A 9,269-nucleotide genomic window follows, 5' to 3' on the forward strand; every position below is an offset into this window, starting at 1 on the left:
ATGCTATTTTATTGCCAGTTTTTATTGAATTTTCAAGGTGCATCTGCGCTTATTCAAATGCGAAGTTTGAGATTGTAATTTATTTAAGAATTTTGCGTGCTTAGCATGTAAAAGATAAATAGTCACTATAAACGAGGGAGGACAAAGACTATGAAAAGAAAATTTGCAGTGGCATTGGCAACAAGTTTAGCATTGGCATCACTGGCAGGATGCGGGGGAGCACCGGCGTCCACAGCGTCAAATGCAGACACAGGTGCAGACAAAAAAGCAGATGCACCGGCAGACGGGGGTTCTGCAGACAGCGGCTCTGGAGTGGATACCTCAGCAGCTGAGTTAAACCTGATTATCGCTTCCAACCAGACGTCTCTGGAAAATCCATATTCCTATGGTATGGATAAGTTTAAAGAGGTAGTGGAGGAGAAGTCAGGGGGAAAAATTGCTGTTACTGTCCACAAAGGAACTTTAGGAGAGAATGAATCCGAGCTTATTGAGAAATTATCCATGGGAGCTGCAAACCTTGTGGTTGCTTCACCGGGATTTATGACATCTATCGGTGTGCCGGAGATTGATATTTTCTCTTTGGAGTACTTATTTGACAGCTTTGATCACTGGGAGAAATGTTTAGACGGTGATTTCGGAAACAAGATGAAAGATATTGTTACCGAGAAAACAGGCAACAGCTTCCGCATTATGGGATACTGGTCATCTTCTGTCCGTGACGTGTACGGCAAAAAGGCAGTTACAAAACCAGACGATTTAAAAGGTATGACAATCCGTACCCAGTCATCACAGGTTCAGCAGGACTTCTTTGCCGCATGCGGTGCAATTCCTACCAGCGTGGCATGGGGTGAGCTTTATCAGGCGTTACAGCAGGGCGTTGTAGATTCTGCTGAAAATGACTACACAAACTTTATGTTAAAAGAGCATCACAAGACAGACAACGGCAAGTTCGTATCTGAGACACATCACGACTACACTACACGTCTTCTTTTGATGGACGGTTCTTTCTATGACAAATTAACAGATGAGCAGAAAGGCTGGATTGACGAGGCATGTGTTGCGGCTACAGCAGAAGAGCGCCAGGTTACATATCAGATGTTTGAAGAGTCCAAAAAGCAGGTTATCGCTGACGGTGCGACTGTAACCGAAAATGCTGATATTGATATTGAGGCATTTAAAGCAATTGCGAATCCAATTATGGACAAATTTGCAGAGGACAATAACATGACAGCAGAGTTAGAGATGATTCGTTCTGCAGCAAAATAATTTGTTGTTTATTCTAAAGGAGACAGTCACCTGGGAGACTGGGTGACTGTTTTTAGATGTACGGGATGCAAAATACGGTAATGTATGATTTGCAGGCCCGGGCAGCGAAAGTGTCAGAAGGAGAGAAAGCAGTGAAAAAAGCAATTGAAATTCTTCAAAAGGTTCAAATTGCAGTGGGCGGCGTGTTTTTGCTGATTTTCCTTGTAACGGTTGTGTTTCAGATGTTTTCCCGTTATGTGGGAATCGTAGCCACATGGACAGAAGATGTATCTATGTATTCTTTTATCTGGGCAGTGTTTATGGGTGCTGGGGCAATGGTATATGAAAAACGCCATTTTGCCTTTACCTCTGTAAGTGATATGTTAAAAAACCCTAAGGCAAAAAGTGTGATTGCATTGATTATTTCTGTGGTTATGCTTATTTTTGCGGTGCTGATGGCATATTACGGGGTTCTGGTTGCAAAGCAGTTCTGGAATTATACGTGGGTGACCATTCCTTCTTTTAAGAGAGGACCCACTTGGCTCTGTCTGCCAATCTGCGGTGTTACTTCCGCTATTTATCTTGTGATGCAGATTATAGAGGAGATTGGCAATCTGGCGAAAGGAGGAAATAATTAATGGGTGCATTGCTTGTTATATTGTTTGTGTAATGGTAGCAATCGGCGTGCCGATTTCCTTTGCCCTGGGTGTGGTATCTTTTACGGGTATCTTTGCAATTCCTGACATTCCAAACACGGTTGTGTTTACAAAGATGTTTAACGGCTTAAACAGTTTTACCCTCCTTGCCGTTCCTCTTTTCATTTTGGCGGCAAATCTGATGAATGAGGGGGAGATTACAGAAAAACTTATCGACTGCTGTAATGCACTGGTGGGACGTTTCCGGGGCGGTTTAGCTTATGCAAACGTGCTGGTGTCCATGGTGTTTGCGGGGATTTCCGGCTCTTCCCAGGCAGACACGGCAGGGGTTGGTAAAATCTTAATCCCTTCAATGGAAAAAGACGGGTACGATAAGGGAACCTCTGTTGGGGTTACAGCAGCAAGTTCTACCTTAGGCTCCATTATTCCCCCAAGTATCACTATGGTGGTGTATGCAGGTATAGCAAATGTCAGCACAGGAGCTTTGTTTATGAGCGGTATGGTGCCTGGAATTTTACTTGGACTGGCAATGATGTTTGTAATTAAACTGAATTCCGTAAAGAAGAATTTCCCCAAAGGGGAGGCAGTTGCGTTAAAAGATGTTGCACGTCAGGTAGGCCAGTCTCTTCCAGCCCTTTTAACGCCCATTATCCTTATCGGCGGTATTGTCAGCGGATTATTTACACCTACGGAATCTGCGGCAGTTGCATGTATCTATGCTTTGATAGTAGGTATCTTTTTCTACCGCACCATTAAGGTGAAAAACCTGCCCAGAATCTTAATTGAGACTATGAAGTTATCTTCCCTGTCTTTATTTGCACTGGCTACTGCAAACGCTTTGGGCGAATTGTTAAGCTACTATCAGCTCAACGTATTTGTTCAGCAGTTCTTTGTAAACATGGCAGGAGGAAAACTGGTATTCCTTCTGGTTGTAGTGGTATTCTTTATGTTTGTGGGTACTTTTATGGATGCCGTTCCGGCAATGATTCTGTTTGTGCCTATTATTCTGCCAAGCGCTACATCTCTTGGCATCAGCCCGATTATCCTTGGACTGATTATTATCGTTACCCTGGCTCTTGGCCTGGTGACGCCGCCCTATGGGCTTTGTCTTCTGATAGCTTCGTCTATCAGCGGAATTACTATTGAGGACGCATTTAAGGGAGCGCTTCCTTATTTCCTGTCATCACTGGTAGTCTTGCTGCTTTTGGTATTGTTTTCGGATTTGTGGCTGGCAATTCCTGCCACGTTGTTCCCGGCAATGTTCTAACTGCAGTGTATTGGAGAAGGTTTTATGGTATAAAATAGGGGTATTTTGTACGTGATTTTAACCGGGTGGAATGGCGAGGAGCTGTTTTGCCCGGTTTTTTTATGTACATGGGTGCACATAGATATTTATATACTTTTATAATGAAAAAAGTTAACAGAAAAGTATTGTAAAAAATGACTGGGAAATGTATAATTGGGCGTATAGTCAGCAGGACACGCTAAAACAAATAATAGAATGGATTTTAGTGTGCTGTAACGGAAAGAAGGTGCTGTATGGACGAGAAGAGGGCGGGGCTTGGGTATCAGGACTTTGAAGAAGTGAGAACAGAGCATATCTTTTATATAGACAAAACGGATTTTATCAGGGAATGGTGGGAAAATGCGGATAAAGTGACTCTAATCACACGTCCCCGGAGATTCGGAAAAACTTTAAATATGAGTACGGTAGAATGTTTTTTCTCCAACAAATACGCAGGCAGAAGCGACCTGTTTGAAGGCCTTTCTATCTGGAAAGAGGAAAAATACAGAAAATTGCAGGGTACATTTCCGGTTATAAAGCTTAGTTTTGCAAATGTGAAAGCAGTAAATTGCCAGGGGATGAAATATCAGGTTACAGAAGTTATTTCTGATTTGTATGCGCAGAATCGTTATCTTCTGGAGGGAGACTTGCTGAGCCATAACGAGCGGGAATATTTTGAATATGTAAAGTGTGGAATGGATGATACGGCGGCGGCAGGCGCTGTGCATCGGATGTCAGATTTTATGCAGCGTTACTATGGCAAAAAGGTGATTGTAATCCTTGACGAATATGACACTCCCATGCAGGAAGCATGGCTGTCAGGATATTGGGAAGAAGCGGTAGGTTTTTTCAGAAGTTTTTTTAACAGTACCTTTAAGACGAATCCTTTTCTTTACCGAGGGCTGATTACAGGAATTACAAGGATTTCAAAGCAGAGCATTTTTTCGGCTCTGAATAACCTGAAGGTGGCATCCACCACTTCCAGCCAGTATGCCGTATCTTTCGGTTTTACGGAGAAGGAAGTGTTTGCGGCATTGGACGCTGCGGGATTGGGCCAGGAAAAGCAGGAAGTAAAACGGTGGTATAACGGTTTTACTTTTGGCGGGCATACTGATATCTATAATCCCTGGTCAATTGCGTCCTTTATTGGGAATAACTGTGAATATGACACCTACTGGGCAGACACCAGCTCCAATGGGTTAATCAGCTCTCTGATACAGGGGGGGAGTTCTGATTTGAAAGAAATTATGGAGGAACTTTTACAGGGAAAAAGCTTTGAGGCAAAATTGGATGAGCAGATTGTTTTCAGCCAGCTTAATGGAAACACAAACGCTGTCTGGAGCCTGCTTTTGGCCACAGGATATTTAAAGGTGTTAAACCTTGCTCGTATTGGAGTCCATAAGGAAAAAGTATACACTCTGGCCCTTACTAATATGAAAGTGGAATGTATGTTTGACCATATGGTAAAGGGGTGGTTTGGCGGTGCCGCAGAGACTCACTATAACAATTTTATTAAAGCGCTGCTTGTGAATGATGTGGACGCAATGAACGAGTTTATAAATAAAATTTCCCTGCAAAGTTTTTCCAGTTTTGATACCGCGAAAGGAGCATCAGAAGAAGATGCGCCGGAGCGGTTTTATCATGGTTTCGTTTTGGGGCTGATGGTGGAACTGGCGGGGAGATTTCAGATTACTTCCAACAGGGAGAGCGGTTTCGGTCGGTACGATGTGATGCTTTCACCTGCGGACAGAGAAAAAGACCATGCATATATTATCGAATTCAAGGTTCATAAATATGGTAAGGAAAAAAATCTTGAGGAGACGGTTGAAAATGCAAAACGCCAGATTGAAGAACGGCACTATGAAGCCGAGCTTATTGCCAGAGGATTTGCGCCGGAGCGGATTCAAAAATATGGATTTGCATTTCAGGGTAAGAATGTGTTGATTGGATAGAGAAATGGATTTTTCGGGGTAACTACAATTTTGATAAAGGAAGTTTCTATATTATGAGAGAAAAACACAGCCTGACAGAGGGAAGTGTGGGGCAGAACCTTTTGTGGTTTGCCCTTCCCTATCTCCTGTCTTGTTTTATGCAGACATTTTACGGAATGGCGGATTTATTTGTGGTGGGGCTTTACAACGGTTCAAAGACCACAACCGCCGTGGCGATAGGCAGCCAGGTTATCCACATGCTCACAGTGATTATCGTAGGATTTGCCATGGGGACTACGGTGCGGATTGGACGGAGCGTGGGAGCGGGGGATAAAAAGGCGGCATCCCTTGCAGTGGGAACCAGCGTCCTTTTATTTACCGGGCTTGCGGCGGTCCTTACGGTTCTTCTTGTGCTCCTTGCCTTCCCCATAACCCGGGTGATGATGACACCAAAGGAGGCGGTGGAGGAAACCGTATCCTATCTTAGAATTTGTTTTGCAGGGATTCCATTTATCACTGCATACAATGTAATTAGCAGTATTTTTCGGGGGGCAGGGGACAGCAAACGCCCTATGTATTTTGTGGGAATTGCCTGCGGGGTAAATATTTTTCTGGACTTTCTGTTTATCGGTACATTCCATATGGGGGCAGCAGGGGCCGCCCTTGGGACTGTGTGCGGCCAGGGGGTAAGTGTGGCTGCAGCACTCTTGGTTATGGGAAGATGTGACCTGGGTTTTCAAGTAACAAAGAAGGATTTTGGGTTTCAAAGGGAAATGGCGTCTGATATTTTAAAGGTAGGGATGCCTATAGCCTTGCAGGACGGCCTGATTCAGATAGCCTTTATTGTTATTACGGTAATTGCCAACAGCCGGGGGCTGATTGATTCCGCCAGTGTGGGAATTGTGGAAAAAATTATCAGTTTTATGTTTTTGGTTCCCTCCGCTTTCCTTTCTGCAATTTCAGCCATCACTGCCCAGAATATGGGGGCGGGAAAACCCGGACGGGCAAGGCAGACTTTAAAGTACGGACTTCTTATTACCATGGGATGGGGGATTTTCTGTGCTCTGTACAGCCAGTTTCTGCCTCAGACTTTGGTGGGGCTTTTTACCAGGGATGCTATGGTACTTTTGGCGGGATGCACGTATCTGAGGTCTTATTCCTTTGACTGCTTTTTTGCGGGAATCCATTTTTGTTTCAGCGGATATTTCTGTGGTGCTCAAAAGTCGGGGATTTCATTTTTACATAATATCGTGTCTATTTTGCTGGTGCGTATACCCGGGGCGTATCTGGCCAGCGTGTATTTTCCGGAGAATCTCTATCCTATGGGGCTGGCGGCTCCGGCAGGTTCCCTGCTGTCCGGGGTGATTTGCGTTCTGTTCTATCTGTATTACAGGAAAAAGTACAGGGCAGAATAAGCATTTGAAAACTTATCCTGCCCTGTTTTAAAGGGGTAACACATAATAAAAGAAATTTTACACTGAATGAATTTTTATGCCGGAGTCCATGCCGGATCTTCCCACCTGTTATAGGTATAAGACCATAATCTTTTATATCTTTTTCCGTTAAGTGTCATGTATTTGTACCCAGTTACATTTTTACGGGGCTGGATGCCGGGAGAAGTTTCTTCCATGGATACTGCCGGGAAAATGTTTTGGGCTGATACTGTGGCAGGTAAAGCTATTGTAAATACACACAACATTAATACAAATATTTTTTTGAATTTCATTTCATAATCCTCCTGTGATTTTATATGGCTTTTTGTCAGTTAAAATCGTCAAATTCCAAATCCATTACAGCTTTTATATGGTGTCCTGAGGAATCATACCATTCATACCCATTTTCAGTTTTTTCATAATAATATGAATTGCCATCCTCCAAATTTACTACACCAGAATCATAGAATTCCAGTGCAGGCTCACTGCGAGGCTGAACCACAAAGGAATAAGACGATAGAAAGACGGCGAAAATCAACAACATCATTAGCAAAGGAAATTTTTTGTTATTTTGATACCCATTGCCTAATATCATATGAAAGCGCTGAGCCAACTTATCATTATTATTTTCTTCTACAAGGCCGCATCCGTAGAGAGCCGGGTAGGAAAATCTGTTTCGATTTTCTATCACCCTTGCAATGCCTTTACAGTATTCCAGTCTCTGACGTTGGTCTAATTTTGAACAAACCATTTTATCGGAATGCATTTCCAGGGCATGAGCCACTTCATCTGATAATGTACGAAATATGGGATTCCACCAGAAACAGACACGGATACATTCCGCAATCAGTTTAATCATCTGATGTCTGAACTTAAAATGTGAAATTTCATGCAGAAAAATCCCAAATAACTGGTCGTCACTGAATTCCATCTCCGGCAAAAGAATTACCGGATGAAAAATTCCTATAACAGCCGGTGACTGAAAATATTTATGTATCTTAATATCAAAAGTTTTCAGCTTTCCTGAATTTGCTTTATCCAAAATATGGTATAAGCGCTTGTCCTTAGCTGCGGGAAGTATGTCTACGATATGCCGGAAACGATGGGCAGAATGTAACTGTTTTGCCAAAATAACTGCGGCTCCCAAAATCCAAATTCCCAGAATGACACGGAATACCGTGATATCTGCTCCGCAAATAATTGTAAATGGAGTGCATAGAAAATGTTGGACTGGGGGTAAAATTTTCTCAGACTCAACTATGACAGTAAAGGGGAGCTCCAGAGGAAAAATTACCCTTATGATACAAAGCATCAGCAGAAACAGTAAAGGGTAAATGGAAAAGTATTTCAAAGCCGCCATCTGTTTTCTAAGAGAAGCAATAATCTTTACAAAAATACTGACCCAGAATACAGTTATTGCTACAGTAAAAACAGTCAATTCCATTCTGTCTGCCCTCCATGGCTTTATTTTTTTTCATACTCATCTAAAAGAGCATGAAGGGCGTCAATCACTTCTTCCTTTTCTGCATTGGTATTTCCTAAAAGGGATGACATTAAGGAAAAACAATTTGCTTTCCCGTTTTGGTAGTACCGCTCAAACTGCATGGTGGCATAATCGTCTGCTGACAACATAGGGCGGAACAGCCTGCCGTAGGATTTGCCCAGTTTTGTGATGGCATCTACCTTGATGGCGCCTTTTTCTTCCAGCCCCCGAAGGATGCTCTGGATAGAGGAGGCAGGCCAGGAGCGGTCCGGTATTCTTTCTGCGATTGCAGAAGCGCTCAGAGCCTCGTCTGTGTCCCATAGTACTTTCATCGCTAATTCTTCTTTTGGTGCAAGATAAAAGTAATTGCGTTTCTTTTTTGGCATGATTTTGGGTTACCTTTCATTCATCTATAGATTATAAATGCATTATATATGGTTATTAATATCATGTCAAACATAAAATTAATATATTTTCAAAATAAAAAGAATTTATTGACATAATTTGATAAATATAATAGCATTAAAGAAATAAAATCAATAATTGCAGAGAAAAGGAGGATTTTCTGTTGTTTATAAATAGCATAAACTCATGTAATGCGGCATTAGACATTTTAGGCAGAGGTATCAATAATATTGAAAGTCAAACCACTAATTTTAGCAAGATGGTAAATAAGGTGGAAGATGACGCATCTATTAATGCGTTGATAGAAAGTATTGAATCAGAATATAATGCAAAGCTAATTGCCCCATCAGAAAGTATCCATCAAGTATCAGGACTTAACAATGTAATTGTAAGTAGAGGTACTCTTGAGAAAATGAATAATAATTCTGCATTTTCCGAGAAAATAATGAAAATAATTAATGAGTGTTGTTCAATTTCTGCGCAGCAGGGAATAAGGAGTTTAAGTCCACCAGCAAAAAGTGCGGGAGTTATAATATATCCAGATGGTAGTTATTTATGTTGGATAGAAAGCATTTATAGTGAGCTAGAAGGAAAAAGAAATGTTCCCCAAAATAATGGTTTTGTATTCAAAAATACTCAAGCTCTAAAAAATTATATAACCCAAGAAGAGATACTAAAAGAATTTTTTAATTTAGGAATGGCTGGAAATTTTAATGATGTAAATAGAAAGCGATCAAAATAACTTTATTGTTATATTTGACTTGTGAGTTGTAAGTTATCAATAAAAAAATAACCCTTCCATATGGTTTTATGGTATCCTATAAGTTGCCA

Annotated in this window: 9 protein-coding genes; 6 read left to right on the forward strand and 3 right to left on the reverse strand. The window is 41.7% G+C overall.

Annotated features, from left to right (window positions below; genetic code table 11):
• The first annotated feature begins 150 nt into the window (after nucleotides 1–150).
• From dctP to D7Y06_RS22145, 5 genes are all read left to right on the forward strand, one after another.
• Nucleotides 151–1,266, forward strand: coding sequence for a TRAP transporter substrate-binding protein (dctP, locus tag D7Y06_RS22125; protein WP_120409753.1), 1,116 nt, complete (start codon nucleotides 151–153; stop codon nucleotides 1,264–1,266).
• A gap of 131 nt (nucleotides 1,267–1,397) precedes the next feature.
• On the forward strand, nucleotides 1,398–1,883 hold the full coding sequence (locus D7Y06_RS22130; protein WP_120409761.1) for a TRAP transporter small permease: 486 nt from the start codon (nucleotides 1,398–1,400) through the stop codon (nucleotides 1,881–1,883).
• Nucleotides 1,852–3,168, forward strand: coding sequence for a TRAP transporter large permease (locus tag D7Y06_RS22135; RefSeq protein ID WP_243119452.1), 1,317 nt, complete (start codon nucleotides 1,852–1,854; stop codon nucleotides 3,166–3,168). The genes D7Y06_RS22130 and D7Y06_RS22135 overlap by 32 nt, the downstream gene beginning before the upstream one ends.
• Nucleotides 3,169–3,440: 272 nt before the next feature.
• A complete protein-coding gene (locus D7Y06_RS22140) occupies nucleotides 3,441–5,138 on the forward strand; it encodes an AAA family ATPase (protein WP_120409755.1) in 1,698 nt (565 codons plus the stop codon).
• Between the two features lie 53 nt (nucleotides 5,139–5,191).
• Nucleotides 5,192–6,532 carry an MATE family efflux transporter gene (locus D7Y06_RS22145; RefSeq protein WP_120409756.1) on the forward strand — a complete coding sequence of 447 codons (1,341 nt, stop codon included), beginning with the start codon at nucleotides 5,192–5,194 and terminating at the stop codon, nucleotides 6,530–6,532.
• Nucleotides 6,533–6,606: 74 nt separating this feature from the next.
• On the opposite strand, the gene D7Y06_RS22150 is transcribed toward D7Y06_RS22145, so the two are convergent.
• From D7Y06_RS22150 to D7Y06_RS22160, 3 genes are read right to left on the reverse strand one after another with little or no spacing between them, the layout of a single operon-like run.
• Nucleotides 6,607–6,843, reverse strand: coding sequence for a hypothetical protein (locus tag D7Y06_RS22150; protein WP_120409757.1), 237 nt, complete (start codon nucleotides 6,841–6,843; stop codon nucleotides 6,607–6,609).
• 35 nt (nucleotides 6,844–6,878) lie between these two features.
• The gene (locus D7Y06_RS22155; RefSeq protein WP_120409758.1) at nucleotides 6,879–7,994 is read right to left on the reverse strand and encodes a M56 family metallopeptidase; all 1,116 of its coding nucleotides are present in this window, start codon (nucleotides 7,992–7,994) and stop codon (nucleotides 6,879–6,881) included.
• A 20-nt stretch (nucleotides 7,995–8,014) separates the two neighbouring features.
• Nucleotides 8,015–8,419 (reverse strand): BlaI/MecI/CopY family transcriptional regulator, encoded by a 405-nt coding sequence (locus tag D7Y06_RS22160; RefSeq protein WP_120409759.1) that lies wholly within the window; start codon nucleotides 8,417–8,419, stop codon nucleotides 8,015–8,017.
• Nucleotides 8,420–8,601: 182 nt separating this feature from the next.
• Between D7Y06_RS22160 and D7Y06_RS22165 the strand changes: the two genes are divergently transcribed.
• Complete coding sequence (locus D7Y06_RS22165; protein ID WP_120409760.1) at nucleotides 8,602–9,180, forward strand: hypothetical protein; 579 nt, start codon at nucleotides 8,602–8,604, stop codon at nucleotides 9,178–9,180.
• Nucleotides 9,181–9,269 lie beyond the last annotated feature (89 nt).

The sequence above is a fragment of the Roseburia sp. 1XD42-69 genome (genome assembly GCF_003612565.1).
GTDB lineage: Bacteria > Bacillota > Clostridia > Lachnospirales > Lachnospiraceae > Roseburia_B.